Annotated in this window: 13 protein-coding genes; 8 read left to right on the plus strand and 5 right to left on the minus strand. The window is 71.9% G+C overall.

Annotated elements, in window-relative coordinates; all coding sequences use genetic code 11:
* Positions 1-64 precede the first annotated feature (64 nt).
* On the plus strand, positions 65-1,981 hold the full coding sequence (locus ACWD26_RS17075; protein WP_451270731.1) for a phosphatase PAP2 family protein: 1,917 nt from the start codon (positions 65-67) through the stop codon (positions 1,979-1,981).
* 54 nt (positions 1,982-2,035) lie between these two features.
* Here ACWD26_RS17075 and ACWD26_RS17080 read toward each other — a convergent pair whose 3' ends face one another.
* The gene (locus tag ACWD26_RS17080; protein WP_451270733.1) at positions 2,036-4,426 is read right to left on the minus strand and encodes a SpoIIE family protein phosphatase; all 2,391 of its coding nucleotides are present in this window, start codon (positions 4,424-4,426) and stop codon (positions 2,036-2,038) included.
* A gap of 81 nt (positions 4,427-4,507) precedes the next feature.
* The gene (locus tag ACWD26_RS17085) at positions 4,508-5,302 is read right to left on the minus strand and encodes a peptidoglycan-binding protein (RefSeq protein WP_451270735.1); all 795 of its coding nucleotides are present in this window, start codon (positions 5,300-5,302) and stop codon (positions 4,508-4,510) included.
* A gap of 213 nt (positions 5,303-5,515) precedes the next feature.
* On the opposite strand from ACWD26_RS17085, the gene ACWD26_RS17090 reads away from it, so the two are divergent.
* The 4 genes from ACWD26_RS17090 (at position 5,516) to ACWD26_RS17105 (ending at position 9,455) form a co-directional block, all read left to right on the plus strand.
* A complete protein-coding gene (locus tag ACWD26_RS17090; protein WP_451270737.1) occupies positions 5,516-5,884 on the plus strand; it encodes a hypothetical protein in 369 nt (122 codons plus the stop codon).
* Between the two features lie 30 nt (positions 5,885-5,914).
* Positions 5,915-6,637 carry an ABC transporter ATP-binding protein gene (locus ACWD26_RS17095; protein WP_451270739.1) on the plus strand — a complete coding sequence of 241 codons (723 nt, stop codon included), beginning with the start codon at positions 5,915-5,917 and terminating at the stop codon, positions 6,635-6,637.
* A 63-nt stretch (positions 6,638-6,700) separates the two neighbouring features.
* Complete coding sequence (locus ACWD26_RS17100; protein ID WP_451270741.1) at positions 6,701-8,704, plus strand: FtsX-like permease family protein; 2,004 nt, start codon at positions 6,701-6,703, stop codon at positions 8,702-8,704.
* Positions 8,705-8,753: 49 nt separating this feature from the next.
* Positions 8,754-9,455, plus strand: a complete 702-nt coding sequence (locus ACWD26_RS17105) for a response regulator (protein ID WP_451270743.1) — start codon at positions 8,754-8,756, stop codon at positions 9,453-9,455.
* An 82-nt stretch (positions 9,456-9,537) separates the two neighbouring features.
* On the opposite strand, the gene ACWD26_RS17110 is transcribed toward ACWD26_RS17105, so the two are convergent.
* On the minus strand, positions 9,538-9,927 hold the full coding sequence (locus ACWD26_RS17110) for a PPOX class F420-dependent oxidoreductase (protein WP_451270745.1): 390 nt from the start codon (positions 9,925-9,927) through the stop codon (positions 9,538-9,540).
* A gap of 73 nt (positions 9,928-10,000) precedes the next feature.
* A complete protein-coding gene (locus tag ACWD26_RS17115) occupies positions 10,001-10,636 on the minus strand; it encodes an HAD family acid phosphatase (protein ID WP_451270747.1) in 636 nt (211 codons plus the stop codon).
* A gap of 283 nt (positions 10,637-10,919) precedes the next feature.
* Between ACWD26_RS17115 and ACWD26_RS17120 the strand changes: the two genes are divergently transcribed.
* The 3 genes from ACWD26_RS17120 (at position 10,920) to ACWD26_RS17130 (ending at position 13,758) form a co-directional block, all read left to right on the plus strand.
* The gene (locus tag ACWD26_RS17120; RefSeq protein ID WP_451270749.1) at positions 10,920-11,759 is read left to right on the plus strand and encodes an SAM-dependent methyltransferase; all 840 of its coding nucleotides are present in this window, start codon (positions 10,920-10,922) and stop codon (positions 11,757-11,759) included.
* The gene (locus ACWD26_RS17125) at positions 11,759-12,280 is read left to right on the plus strand and encodes a GNAT family N-acetyltransferase (RefSeq protein WP_451270751.1); all 522 of its coding nucleotides are present in this window, start codon (positions 11,759-11,761) and stop codon (positions 12,278-12,280) included. The genes ACWD26_RS17120 and ACWD26_RS17125 overlap by 1 nt, the downstream gene beginning before the upstream one ends.
* Positions 12,281-12,378: 98 nt before the next feature.
* Entirely contained in the window at positions 12,379-13,758 is a 1,380-nt protein-coding gene (locus ACWD26_RS17130; protein ID WP_451270753.1) for a S1 family peptidase, read from the plus strand.
* An 88-nt stretch (positions 13,759-13,846) separates the two neighbouring features.
* Here the strand turns inward: ACWD26_RS17130 and ACWD26_RS17135 are convergent, their stop codons facing one another.
* The gene (locus ACWD26_RS17135; protein ID WP_451270755.1) at positions 13,847-14,029 is read right to left on the minus strand and encodes a hypothetical protein; all 183 of its coding nucleotides are present in this window, start codon (positions 14,027-14,029) and stop codon (positions 13,847-13,849) included.
* Between the last annotated feature and the right edge of the window lie 5 nt (positions 14,030-14,034).

Raw genomic sequence — 14,034 nt, forward strand, 5'->3', positions numbered from 1 at the left:
GTCACTCGTCAACTCCACGCTCAGCCCGCACCCGATCATCACACCGCGAAAGGAGCGGCACTCCATGCCGTCATCCGCCGGGCACCACAGACTCAACCGCCGCGTCTTCCTCAGAAGCTCCCTCGGCGTCTCGGCCGGCCTGATCGCCGCTCCGACCCTCGCGACCATGTGGCAGGCCTCTGCGGCCGAGGACAAGGCCGCGACCGCGTTCACCCCGTTCGTGGACGACTACACCACCAACATCACGGCGAACCAGACGCCCGAGACCAACGCCGTGGTCCGCGCGCTCGGCGGCTTCGCCGAGATCTGGAAGACCGGGGACGCCTGGAACACCGGCACCCCGCTGCTCCCGGAGATCCTGCGCGCCAACATGCGCTACTGCGCGCGCCTCACCTCGCGGCGCACCGAGGCGCAGGCGCGCCAGGCGTTCATCACCGACCGGCAGCACCAGAGCTACTCGGTGATCACCGGTCTCGGCCCGCTCGCGGAGCTGTACAAGGCGGGCGCCCTGGCGGTCACGTCGATCACCTCCGCCCCGGAGGGCACCCCGGCGGGCAAGATCAGCGACTCCGTCCCGGCCGACGCTCCCGCCGGATCAGCGAACGGCGCCGGGTCGACCACCTCCGAGCTCGGGAAGGTGGCTCAGCTCGTCAACACCGTGCGCGGGCCGTTCGCGTCGAGCAACCCGGCCAAGTTCTCGTACCAGTACCCCCGGCCCTGGCGGATGAACGAGAACAGCGAGGTCGTCGACACCGGTGAGACGGACGCGTTCGGCTACCCGGTGTACGACTCCGACGTGATCGTGGTCCCGCAGTTGCTGCGCCAGCGCGGCGAGAACCCCGCCGAGGACGGCGGCTTCCCCAGCGGTCACACCAACGCCCTCCACCTGGCGGCGCTCGCCTACGCGTACGCCGTCCCGGAGCGCTTCCAGGAGATGGTGACCCGCGCCTTCGAAGCGAGCCACGACCGGATCATCTCGGGCATGCACTCCGCGGTCGACGTCATCGGCGGTCGCGTCATGGCCACGGCCCTGGCAGCCGCCGCGCTCGCCGACCCGAAGAACGCAGAGCTGAAGGCCGCCGCGCGCAAGCAGGCGGCCGAGTACTTCCAGGCGAAGACGGGCACGACAGCCGACACGCTGTTCGCGTACGCGCACTCGGCCGGGACCGACACCGACCCGTACGCCGACCGGGCGGCCAACGCCCGTACGGTCGAGCCGAAGCTGACGTACATCCTGCCCCGGAGCGGCCGTTCCAAGGACCTGACCGTGCCGAAGGGCGCCGAGGTCCTGCTGGAGACGCGGCTTCCGTACCTCGACGCGGCGCAGCGGCGGGAGGTGCTGCGTACGACCGCGCTGCCGTCCGGCTATGTGCTGCTGGACGGCTGGGAGCAGTGGGGCAGGCTCAACCTGTTCGAGGCGGCGGACGGTTACGGCGCCTTCGACGCGGATGTCGTCGTCACCCTGGACGCGGCGCTCGGCGGCTTCCACGCGGCCGACACCTGGCGCAACGACATCTCCGGCACGGGCGGCCTCGTCAAGCGGGGCGGCGGAACGCTGACGCTGGCCGGTGCCAACCGGTACACGGGCGGCACCGTCGTGGAGGGCGGTGTCCTCGCGGCGGGCTCGAAGGAGGCGTTCGGCCGGGGTGGCGTCCGGGTCGAGGGCGGCACGCTGCGCACGGGCGACCACACCGTCCGGGTGCGGGGCGGCTACACCCAGGCCGGTGTCCTCGACGTGACGCTGGACCGGGGCACCGACCCGGCCCTCGTGGTGGACGGGCGCGCGGTCCTGGAGCGGGGCAGCGAGCTGGTGATCCGCTTCGACGCCGAGCAGGCGCCGCGTTCGGGCAGCACGGTCGCGGTCATCGGGGCGTGGTCCCTGCAGGGCCGGTTCGCCGCGGTCTCCGTGGCCGTCGAGGGCTGGACGGCCGAGCAGGTCTTCACGGCGCACGGGGTGTCGGTGCGTCTGCGGAAGAAGTAACTTCCTTCGCGAACAAGGCTGTCGGGGGTGGCGTGTGCCGCCCCCGACACGCGTCTACAGGGCCGGTGGCAGTGCCTGCTCGGCCCAGATGGTCTTGCCCGCGCCGCTGGGCCTACTGCCCCAGCGGTCGGTGAGCTGGGCGACCAGGAGCAGGCCGCGGCCCCCCTCGTCGAAGGTGCGGGCCCGGCGCAGATGCGGTGAGGTGCTGCTGGCGTCGGAGACCTCGCAGATGAGGGTGCGGTCGCGGATCAGGCGCAGCTGGATGGGGGCGCCGCCGTAGCGGATGGCGTTGGTGACGAGCTCGCTGACCACGAGTTCGGTGACGAAGACGGCTTCCTCCAGGCCCCAGCGGGTGAGCTGTTCGGTGGCGAGCTTGCGCGCGTTGGCGACGAGCGCCGGGTCGTCGGTGAGGTTCCAGACGGCCACCTGTTCCGCGTCGAGGGCGCGGGTGCGGGCGAGCAGCAGGGCCACGTCGTCGGCCGGGGTCTCGGGCAGGAGGGCCTTCAGTACGGTGTCGCAGGCCCTCTCCAGGTCTCCCAGCGACTCCCCCAGCGCGGCGCACAGGGCTCTGGTGCCCGTGTCCACATCGCGGTCCCGGGCCTCGACCAGGCCGTCCGTGTAGAGGGCGAGCACCGAGCCCTCGGGCAGCTCCAGCTCTGTGGCCTCGAACGGGAGGCCGCCGACGCCGAGCATCGGTCCCGCCGCCACCTCGACGACCTCGACGCTGCCGTCGGGGCGTACCACCACGGGTGGCACATGCCCGGCCGAGGCCATCGAGCAGCTGCGGTCCACCGGGTCGTACACCGCGTACAGACAGGTCGCGCCGATCTCCCCGTCGCCCGTGCCGTCGCCGGCCGCGAGATGCTCGACGAGGTCGTCGAGGTGGGTGAGGAGCTCGTCGGGCGGCAGGTCGACGTCGGCGAGCGCCCACACGGCCGTGCGCAGCCGGCCCATGGTGACGGAGGCGTGGATGCCGTGGCCGACGACGTCCCCGACGACCAGCGCCACCCGGGTCCCGGACAGCGGGATCACGTCGAACCAGTCGCCGCCCACCCCGGCCTGCGACAGCGCCGGCAGATAGCGGGAGGCGAACTCGACGGCCGCCTGTCCGGCGACCGTCTTGGGCAGCAGGCTCCGTTGGAGCGCCAGCGCCGTGGTGCGTTCCCGGGTGTAGCGGCGGGCGTTGTCGACGCAGACGGCCGCCCGGCTGGACAGTTCCTCGGCGAGCGACACGTCGTCCTGGTCGAAGGCGTCGGGGTGCTCCGGCGTCAGGATGCGCACCAGCACGGCCACACCGAGGGTCGTGCCGCGCGCGACCAGCGGTACGGCCATCAGGGACAGGTCGTGCTCCTCGGCCTCCTGGAGCTTGGCGGAGCGGGCGCCGTGCCGGGAGAACCAGGAGTCGAGGGATTCGTCGCCGGTGCGGGTGAGGACGGGCTCACCGGTGAGGAGGGCCCGGGCGGGTGGTGAGGACGGCGGGTAGACGTCGGCGGCGCCCAGCGCGATCGCCGCCTCCGGGACACCCGGCGTGGGGGAATGGTGGGCGGCCCGGCGCAGTTCCACGCCACCGTCCAGGGGCCCCATCTCGGGTTCCTCGCCCTGGAGCACCGACTCCAGGAGGTCGACGCTGGCGAAGTCGGCGAGCCGGGGCACGACCAGCTCGGCGAGCTCGCGGGCGGTCTGGACGACATCCAGCCTGGTGCCGATGGACCCGGCGGCCTCGTTCAACAGGGCCAGGCGCTGACGCGCCCAGAACTGCTCGCTGCTGTCGAACCCGGCGAGCGCGGTTCCGATCAGCTCGCCGGCGTGGTCCCGCACGGGCCACATCTCGAAGCTCCAGGCGTGCATGCGCCGGCCGGAGGGCGAGCGGGTCCAGCTCTCGTAGTGGACCGGCTGTCCGGTCTCCACCACGATCTCCAGATGGCGCAGGAAGCCACGGCTGTGTTCGGCGTCCTCCACGGTGTCGAGGAAGTACTGGTGCCGGAACTCGGCCTCGGGCTGGCCCATGACCTGGCACGCCCAGTCGTTCATCCGCAGATAGCGCTGCCCGGTGTCGAAGACGGACATGGACATCGACGCCTGTTTGAAGGCCAGCTCACCGAGACCCCGCTCGGTCCGGTCCGGTGTCGCCGTGACGACGAACCCCCGCCGCCCGGCCGCCCCTCCCCGCAGAGGGCACATCCGCAGCGCCACCTTCTGCCGCCGGCCGTCCCGGTAGCGCAGGTCCACGACCGTGTCGCCGTGCGTGAGCAGCGTCCGCCACACCGCCGCCGCGTCCCCGGCGACGAGATCCGCCGCCGGTCGCCCGGCCACGTCCTCGGCGGCGTACCCGGTGAGCCGCCTGGCCCCCTCGCTCCACCCCGCGACGAGGCCGCGCGCGTCGAGCACCGCCATCGCCTCACCGGCCGTGGCAGCCCGCGACGCGCCGGACGCCTTCGTCACCATATGCCCAGGATGGTCCGTTCGAGGCGGGGCAACAACCCGGATACGCCCGTGCCGTACCGGGGTCGCGGCCCCGCCGTGCGACTAAAGAGCCGTGCGGGATTCGAGGTCCTGGCGGGTGTCGTTGCCGTACACGCCGGTCTCGTCGCCCCGGATGCCGTACCAGAGCTGGAAGCGCGCCACCGCCTCCTTCAGTACGACGTCGTACTCGCCCGAGGTGGAGCCGTTGTCGTACACGTTCGGGATGCGGAGCAGCCGTTGCTGGAGTTCGGAGACCTCGGGGCCGCTGTCGCCCTCGCGGAGGGTGCCGGGGCCGTCGGGGTCGACGTCGTCGTTCTGCGCCGGGGCCGAGGCCGCGGGCGCCGAGGGAGTCGGGGTGGGGGTGACGGCCCGCGCCTCCTTCTCCGTGTCGCCGCCGGGCAGCAGGAGCGCCGCGCCGAAGCCGATCAGGGCCGCCGCGCCGACGCCGACGACCACCGCGGCGCGCTTCAGGCCGGATCCGCCACCGGGCGCCGGGCGCCGCCGCTGCCGCCGCTCGCCGCGCGGGGCCGTGCCGGAGACGAAGTCCTCGCCGACCATGACCGGGGGCAGTTCCTCGGTCTCGTACTCCGTCCGGGGCAGGATCCGCTCGGGAGCCGGTTTCGGTTCCGGTGTGCGTGTCGGTTCCGCCGCGGGTGTCGGTGTCGGGGTGGATGTCCGTGCCGGTGTCGGTGGTACGGCGACGGTCTCGTACTCGTCGTTCGGGGCGGTCGTCCCCTTGTACAGCTCGAACTCACGCAGCAGCTCGGCCAGGGCCTCGGTCCTGCGCCGGCGCATGACGTAGGTGGGCTCGATCGTGGGACGCTTCGCCGTCCGGCCCGGTTCGGGCGGTATCGACACGCTGTTCTCCTTCCGTGCACGCGGTCTCCCGCCATCCCCGTGAGGAGATACGGGAAGTCCGGCCCGGAGGTTCAGCCGCCCCGGTATCGGCCGTACGGCTGAGGGAGCGCGTCCGGCGGGCCGTGAGGCCTGGCCGTTCGGCCGAGGCGGGCACCCCCGCCGACGGGAGAGGTTGGGTGTCGCAACCCCACCTCTTCCCACCGGGAGCACCTCATGGAACGCAGGCCCCTCCTCATCGCCGGTGCCGCTGTGGCGGCCGTCGCCGTCGGCGGCGGAGCCCTCACCTACGCGATGAGCGGTACGGAGTCGACCACCGGGCTCGACAAGTTCAGCAGCGTGACCGTGGACGGCCGGAAAGGGCTGAGCGGCACCATCGCGGCCGGCCGTCTCGCGTCGAAGTACAGCCCGCTGCCCTGGATCGGCGGCGAGACCTCCGACGTGAGGTGCCCGGACCTCAAGGCGGTGGCGGGTGCCAAGGTGACATGCACCGCGAAGGACGGCGACGGCAAGGACCTCTCCATCCCCGTCACCGTCGTCAAGGCCGACGCCTCCAGCGTCACCTGGAAGTTCGAGCGCGTCTGATCTCCGACCGGAAAGGATCCCTCACCCCTCATGAGCACCGTCCTGGCCGGCAACGGCCTCGTCAAGAAGTACGGCCCCACCACCGCCCTGGCCGGCGTGGACGTGGCGGTCGCCGAGCGCGAGTCCCTCGCCATCATGGGCCCGTCCGGCTCGGGCAAGTCGACCCTCCTCCACACCCTCGCCGGCATCATCCGCCCCGACGACGGCCAGGTGCTGCTGCGCGGCGAGCGAAGCGAGAGGGGGGTCCCCCCGGCCGAAGGCTTGGGGCGCATCGACCACTGGGGCGAGAACAAGCTCAGCGCCCTGCGCCGCAAGCGCTTCGGGTTCGTCTTCCAGTTCGGCCAGCTGCTGCCCGAACTGCCAGCCGAGGAGAACGTGGCCCTCCCGCTGATGCTGGAGGGCATGCCCCGCCGCCAGGCCGTGAAGCGGGCCCGCCAGTGGTTCGCCCCGCTCGGGCTCGCGGGCCTGGAGCAGCGCCGCCCCGGCCAGCTCTCCGGCGGTCAGGCCCAGCGCGTCGCCATCGCCCGCGCCCTCGCCGTCGAACCCGACGTCGTCTTCGCCGACGAGCCCACCGGCGCCCTCGACCAGTCCACCGGCGAGGAGGTCATCCGCCTCCTCACCTCGGTCACCCGGGACCAGGGCGCCTCGTTGGTCATGGTCACCCACGACGCCGAGGTGGCCGCCCACTGCGACCGCATCCTCCAGGTACGAGACGGCCGGGTGAGCGGCTACAGCCAGTACACGGTGGCGTGACCGGCCGCCATCGCACCGAACCGACCGAACTCCCCGGCACCGAACCCTTTCCCGGAGACATGCATGCGCTCCCCTGTCCTCCCCCTGACCTGGCACCTGGCCCGCTCCTCCGGCCGACGCGGCCTGCAGAGCCATCTCCTCTCCGCCGCGGCGGCAGCCGTCGGCGCGCTCGTCCTCCTGCTTCTCCTCGCCTCCTACCTCGGCTCCGGCGCCCGCGCCGACCGCACGGCCTGGCGGCAGCCGGACGGCGTGGCCGCGAAGGACGCCACCGCCGTACAGACGACCGGCACCACCTACGTCGGCCATCGCCCCGTGACCGTCGTGTCCCTGGCCCAGCTGCCGGACCGGGCCGCCACTCCGGCCCCGCCCGGCCTGACGCGGTTCCCCGCCCCGGGCCAGGTCCATCTCTCGCCCGCGCTGGCGAAGCTGATGAAGGAGCTGCCCGCCGAGCGGCTCGCCGACCGCTTCCCGACCGAGGCCGCCTACGGCACGATCGGTGAAGCCGGCCTCGCCGCGCCCGAGGAACTGGTCGCCGTGGTCGGCCGTGCGCCGGACGACCCCGCGATCACCCGGGCGCCGGAGGGCGGCGGCCTCGACACACTCGCCGCCCACGCCCCTATCTCCGGGTTCGCCGGTACCGAGCCGGACACGTTCACCGCCTTCGACCAGCAGGCCGCGCTCATCGGTGTGGGTCTCCTCGTGGTCCCCGTGGTCGTGCTGGCCTCGGCCGCCGGGCGCCTCGGTGCCGCCCGGCGCGAACAGCGGCTGGCGGCCCTGCGGCTGGCCGGGGCGACGCCCCGGCAGATCCTCGCCATGACCGGCGCCGAGTCGGCGACGGTCGGCCTGGCCGGAGGGCTCGTGGGCGCGGTCGCCTACGTCCTGCTGCTGCCGGTCCTGGCGCGGCTGCCGTATGGCATCGGGACGTGGTACGAGGGGGAGTTGTGGGTCGGTGTGCCCTGGCTGCTCGCCGTGGTGGCGGCCGTGGCCGTGCTCACGTCCGTGAGTGCCATGACGACGCTACGAGGGGTGGCGCGCTCCCCGCTGGGCGTCGCCCAGCAGGCCGATCCGCGCCGGACGAAGCTGATCCGGCTGGTGCTGTTCGTCGCCGTCGGGCTGTATGTGGCGGTGAAATCCCGCGCCGGCGGGCTGACCACCGGCCAGTCGGTCGCGCTGATCATGCTGGTGTACGCGGCGTTCTGGATGCTCGGCCCCTGGGTCGTCGACATGCTGGGCAGACTGCTGAGCCGCTTCGCCCGCCGGCCGGCGACGCTGCTGGCCGCGCGCCGGCTCAGCGACGACCCGCGCGGTGCCTGGCGTACCGTCAGCGGGCTGGTGCTCGCGGGTCTCGTGGCCGGGTTCTTCACCGTCGGCCAGGTCGGCATCATCGGCATGGACCATCCCGGGCAGGTCGCGGTGCGCGCGGTCGACGCGTCGCCGCGTGAACTCGCCGTACAGGCCCGGGAGCTGCTCGCCGAGGCCGGTGTGAAGGCCGACGTGACAGCGGCCGGCGCCGACGACTGGGACGGGCTCCTCAACGGCGACGAGGGCATCGTGGCACGGGTCCGCGGCGGTGAGGACCGGATGGACACCGCCATGACCGCGCTGTCGTCCCTCTCCCCCGGGAACCTCCCCTTCACCGACGACTACGTCAACGCCGAGGGTGACGCCACCACCGGGATCATCGGCGAGATGGGGCTCACGGTCCTCGCCCTGGGCTTCCTCGTGGCCGCCGCCTCCGCCGGGCTCACCGCGGCGGCCACCGTGCTCGACCGGCGCCGGATGTACGGGCTGCTGCGGCTGGCCGGTACGCCGTTGAAGGTGCTGGACCGGGCGCGGATCCGGGAGACCGCGCTGCCCCTGGTGGTCCTCGCCGGCGGTACGACGGCGACGGGCGTCCACGCCGGGACGAAGCTCAACGAAGCGTTCCATGCGGAGCCGGACTCCTCGGGCGCCCTGCGGCTCGCCCTCTGCGTCGCGCTCGGCACGCTCACCATGTTCGCGGCGCTGGCCGGGAGCAGGCCGCTGCTGCGGAAGGTGACGGCGGAGCGGACCCAGGATCCCGACTGACACCCCCTCATCGAGCCCTCTCCCTTCTCCCCTCAGGCATGATGCGCCCATGAACGACCGCAGCCCGATCCGGGTCCTGATCGCCGACGACCAGGACATGGTCCGCACCGGCTTCCGTTTCTTCCTCGACGCGCAGCCGGACATCACCGTGGTGGCCGAGGCCGCCGACGGGGAGACGGCCGTACGGCTGGCCCGTGAGGTGCGTCCCGATGTGTGCCTGCTGGACATCCGGATGCCGAAACTGGACGGCCTGGAGGCGACCCGGCTGCTGGCAGGTCCGGGCGTGGCCGATCCGCTGAGGGTGGTCGTGGTGACCACGTTCGACCTCGACGAGTACGTCTACGGGGCGCTGCGCGGCGGTGCCTGCGGGTTCCTGCTGAAGGACTCCGGGCCGACGCTGCTGGCCGAGGCGGTACGGGCCGCCGCCGTGGGCGACTCGTTGGTGTCGCCTTCGGTGACGGTCCGGCTGCTGAAGCACGTCACGGCGGAGGCGAAGGCGGACGCGGGCCCCGGCCCCGGCCCCGGCCCCGAGGCCCCGCGTCCCCAGGAGCCGCTGACCGACCGTGAACTCGACGTCGTCCGCCTGGTCGCCCTCGGGCACACCAACGCCGAGATCGCCGCGTCGATGTTCGTCTCCCTGTCCACGGTCAAGACGCACCTCGGCAGCATCCAGCTCAAGCTCGCCGCCCGGAACCGGGTGGAGATCGCGGCGTGGGCGTGGCGGACGGGACACGCGGGCGAGCGTTCGTGAGCCCAGGCCGCCGAGTGGGGCGGCCTTGTCGGATGCCGGATCCGCGCCGCGCCTCACACGGTGTCGTCGGGCCCCGGTCACCTCATGTCGTGAGCGTGACGCGGATACCGACCGTGCCGTCGGTGCCCCGGCGCAGGCGGCTGCCGAGGAGGGTGAGGCGGCCCAGGAGGCCGTACTTGCGGGCGATGAGACGGCGGTAGGCGGCCGAGCCGGCCGCGTCGAGGATCTCGGCGTGGGCGGGGACGGAGTCGCCGGTGGGGTTGCCGCGCACGTCGCAGGGGCCGACGAGGACGTCGGCGCGGTTGCGGATGCGCTTGACCTTCCAGGAGTCCGTGACCGTCCAGATGCCGAGGGCGTCCCCGTCCCGCACCACCCAGACCGGCGTCGGCACGGCGGTGCCGTTCTTGCGGTAGGTGGTGATCAGCAGGTACTTGCCCACGCCGAGCGCGTCGAGCGAGGTGTCGTCGGCCATGGCGGGAGTGTAGGCGTACGGCCGTCGGCGTGAACCGGCGGCCGTACCTCCTGGAACGAACGGTGAAACGGCGTCAGTCGAGCAGCCCGTCGTAGTCGGGCAGCTTGAAGGTACGCTCGGCGTGACCGCCGACGAGGTCGGTGGTGTTGTTGCCGACGTTGGCGATGATCGTGTAGCCGTCGGACTCGATGTCAGCGCGCGAGGCCGTCTTGTAGGCGGAGACCTCAGCGAACAGGTCGGGCAGGTCACGCACGTAGAGGCCGTCGACGGGGTAGCCGACGCTCTCCAGGTTCCACTCGGTGACGCTCTGGATGATGCCCGGGCGGGCGGTGACGAAGAAGACGTCGACCCCACGGGACTTGGCGTACCTGGCCAGCGCCAGGGAGGGCTTCAGCGCCGGCGTGGGCAGCTGGTACCAGGGCGTGTAGTGCGTCTCCAGCGTCGTGTTGTCGATGTCGAAGACGATGGCGAGCTTCTGCCCCGAGGAGTTCGCGGTGCGCTGCTGTACGTAGGGGGTGGCCGTGTCGATGACGGCCTTCACGTCCGCCTGCCAGGTCGCGTAGCCGACCTCGGCGGCCGCAGCCGCGCCGACCTCGGCCTCGCTCGGCGCCGCGGCCGCCGGAACCGCCGCGGTCACCGAAGCGCCCAGACCCAGTACGGCCACCGCGGCGACCGTCGTGATGCGGCGTCCCACACCGCTTGCTGTCATGTTCGTCCCCTTTTTCTCATGTCAAAGCGGCGAGGTCGGTCGAACCCACGCCGCGCTCGTCATGGTCATGCCCATTGATGGCCGGGAGGCCACACACGAGTTACTGATTAGTAGAGGGGTCTCGACGATCGCTCTTCAGGCCGGCCGTCGTCCGCACCCGCGCGCACCGGCCCGCCGAACCTGGCCCCTGCGAAGATCGCAGAAGTATCGGCAAAGGCCAACCGGCGGGTCTACATTGCCCGTTGGATGAAGCACCTTCACCGAAGATCCAGGAGTTGATGCCGTGACGGACAACCCGGCAGCCTCGGACTTCCCCTCCTCGCCGCTGAACCGCCGCATCGTCACGACGCGGCCGAGCGCGGCGCGGATCTGGAACTATTGGCTCGGCGGCGGGGACTACTACGAGGTCGACCGCAAGGCCGGGGACGAGATACGCCGACTGCACCCGAGCATCCACGACTACGCCCGCGCGGACCGGCACTTCCTGCGGCGGGCCGTGCGTCATCTGGCCGCCGACGTGGGGATCCGCCAGTTCCTGGACATCGGGGCCGGGCTGCCGACCGCCGAGAACACCCACGAGGTCGCCCAGCGCATCGCGCCGGACGCGCGGATCGTCTACGTCGACAACGACCCGCTGGTCCTGGTGCATGCCCGCGCCCTGCTGACGAGCGCGCCCGAGGGCCGTACGGACCATGTCGACGAGGACGTGCGCAACGTCGACTCGATCCTCGAACAGGCCGCGAGGACCCTGGACATGACCCGTCCGGTCGCGCTGATGCTGCTCGACGTGATGGCCTTCGTCGGTGACGACGAGGACCCGCACGGCATCGTGCGCCGCCTGATGGAGGCCCTGCCCGCCGGCAGCCATCTGATGCTCTCGCACACCATCACCGGCCCCCAGTGGCCCGACGTGGACATCGCGGCGGCCTGGTGGAACGAGCACGGCACCCCGCGACTGACCCAGCGCACACCGGAGACCGTCGCCCGGTTCTTCGACGGGCTGGACCTCCTCGACCCGGGAGTCGTCTCGTGCACGCGTTGGCGCCCGGACCGCACCGGCGACGGACCTCCTCAGGAACCGGCGGAAGTGGCCATGTACTGCGGAGTGGGAGGCAAGCGCTGATGGCGATCGACTGGATCCGGCTCCAACTGGACGTCACCGACTTCGACCTGGCCCGTTTCCAGCCGTACGTCGACAAGTGCCGTACGTCCGGCATCCGGCTGACGACCCTCTCCGAACTCGGCGACACCCCGGAGCACCGCCGGGCGTTGTACGAACTCAACAAGGAGTGCTCGGCGGACATCCCGGAGCGCGGCGCGTTCCACGAGTACGACGAGTACCACCGGCTCCGCTTCGAGGGGCCCGCCTACGATTCGCGTGGCGTGGTGCTGGCCCTCGACGGCGACCGGTGGATCGGCATGGCGGCGACCTCGGACCGGCGGACGTCCGGGTTCGTGTTCAACGAGATGACCGGGGTGCGGGCCTGTCACCGGGGCCGGGGCATCTCGGTGGCCATGAAGACCTTCGGTATCGGGTTCGCCGGAATGTGCGGGGTCAGCACCGTCCGTACGCTGCACCATCCCGCCAATGACCGGGCGATCGCCATGAACCGGACGCTGGGGTTTGTCGACGCCCACTGGTGAACACCGGACCACCATCGCACGTATGAAAGAGGGGCGCTCAAGGACCGGACGCCCTCGCGGTGTTGGCACCGTGTCGGACGGGGTTCGGGAGCCAGGTAATGAGGCACGCACGACGACGAGTCGTGAAGCGGGTGGCGCGGCTGACGGCCGTCGGTGGACTGCTCTGCGGAGCCCTGATGGTCACTCAGGCGGCGATGGCGACCGAGCCCACCACCTCTCCGCCCACGACCCCGAGTTCGGTGCTGGCCGCGTCCGGCACCGGAAACGGTCTGGTGAGCGAGCTCGGCTCGTCCCGGACGGCGGGGACCTGGATCGCCGAGGACGGCAGTCCGGTCGTCGCGGTCACCGACGAGAAGGCGGCCGCCGAGGTCAAGCAGGCGGGCGCCCGCCCCAAGATGGTCGAGTACAGCGCCGAGGACCTGAAGTCCGCCACGCGGGCGCTGCGTTCGGCGCCTCGGGTGTCGGGTACGTCCTGGGCGATCGACCCCGCGTCCAACGAGGTCGTGGTACGGGCCGACAGCACCGTCTCCGCCAAGGACTGGTCGAGCCTGACCGATCTCGCCGAGGAGATCGGCGGGTCCGTGCGGATGGAGCGCACCAAGGGCGCGTACACGATGCGGCTCAACGGCGCCCAGCCGATCTTCGGTACGGGCGGGCGCTGTTCGATCGGCTTCAACGTGACCGACGGCGAGAACGAGTTCATGCTCACCGCCGGGCACTGCGGGCCCGCCGGTTCCGTCTGGTTCTCGGACGACCAGGGCCGGCAGGAGATCGGCCGGACCACCGAGTCCAACTTCCCCGGCGGTGACTTCTCGCTCGTCCAGTACCTTCAGGACGCGCCCAGCAACTCGACCAACGTCGTCGCGGTCGGTGACGGTCAGGGGGTGCGCATCACCTCGGTCGGTGACGCGGCGGTCGGCCAGCGGGTCTTCCGCAGCGGCAGCACCAGCGGCTTCCGCAACGGCGAGGTGACCGGCCTCGACGCGACGGTCAACTACCCCGAGGGCACGGTCACCGGGCTCATCGAGACCACGGTCTGCGCCGAGCCGGGCGACAGCGGCGGCCCGCTCTTCTCGGAGGGTGTCGCCCTGGGCGTGACCTCGGGCGGCAACGGCGACTGCGAGCAGGGCGGTACGACGTTCTTCCAGCCGCTCTCCGACGCCCTCGACGACCTCGGCGTCGAACTGGCCGGCCTGCCCCGGTCCCCTGTCCAGCCGACCGCCGCGGCCGACGGCTCCTCGGAGGACGACTCCCAGGGTGCCGCCGCTCCCGGTGCCGCCGAACCGGGTGCCGTGCAGCCCGTCGAGTCCATCGGCGCCGCCTCCGAACTCCTCGACCGGCTCGCCGACCCCCGCAACGTGGGCCCGGGCCTCCTGGTCATCGCCGGCAGTCTGGTCGCCCTGGCGGCGACCCGCTTCATCCGCACCGAGCAGGACAGGCAGGCGTACCGCCGCCAGTACTCGCAGAGTTGGAGCTGAGTGATCCAGCCGAACGCCGTGTGATCCGCGCCCCGTCAGGGGCGCGGGGAACCGCGCGATCAGCGACCGCAGGCCGGCAGCCGACGCACTACGAAGCGGCGGCCCATTCGAGGACAAGCCGCTCGTACTCGCTCCGCTGCTCCGTGTTCAACGTCCCCCCACTCCGGAACCAGAGCGCCCGGATCTCCTCGTTGACCTCGGCGGCCGTTCTCGACGGTGTTTCCGATCTTTCCAGGACGACATCAGGGGTGGTGGACATGGTGTAAACCATATGTC

The sequence above is a fragment of the Streptomyces sp. NPDC002787 genome (assembly GCF_053592095.1).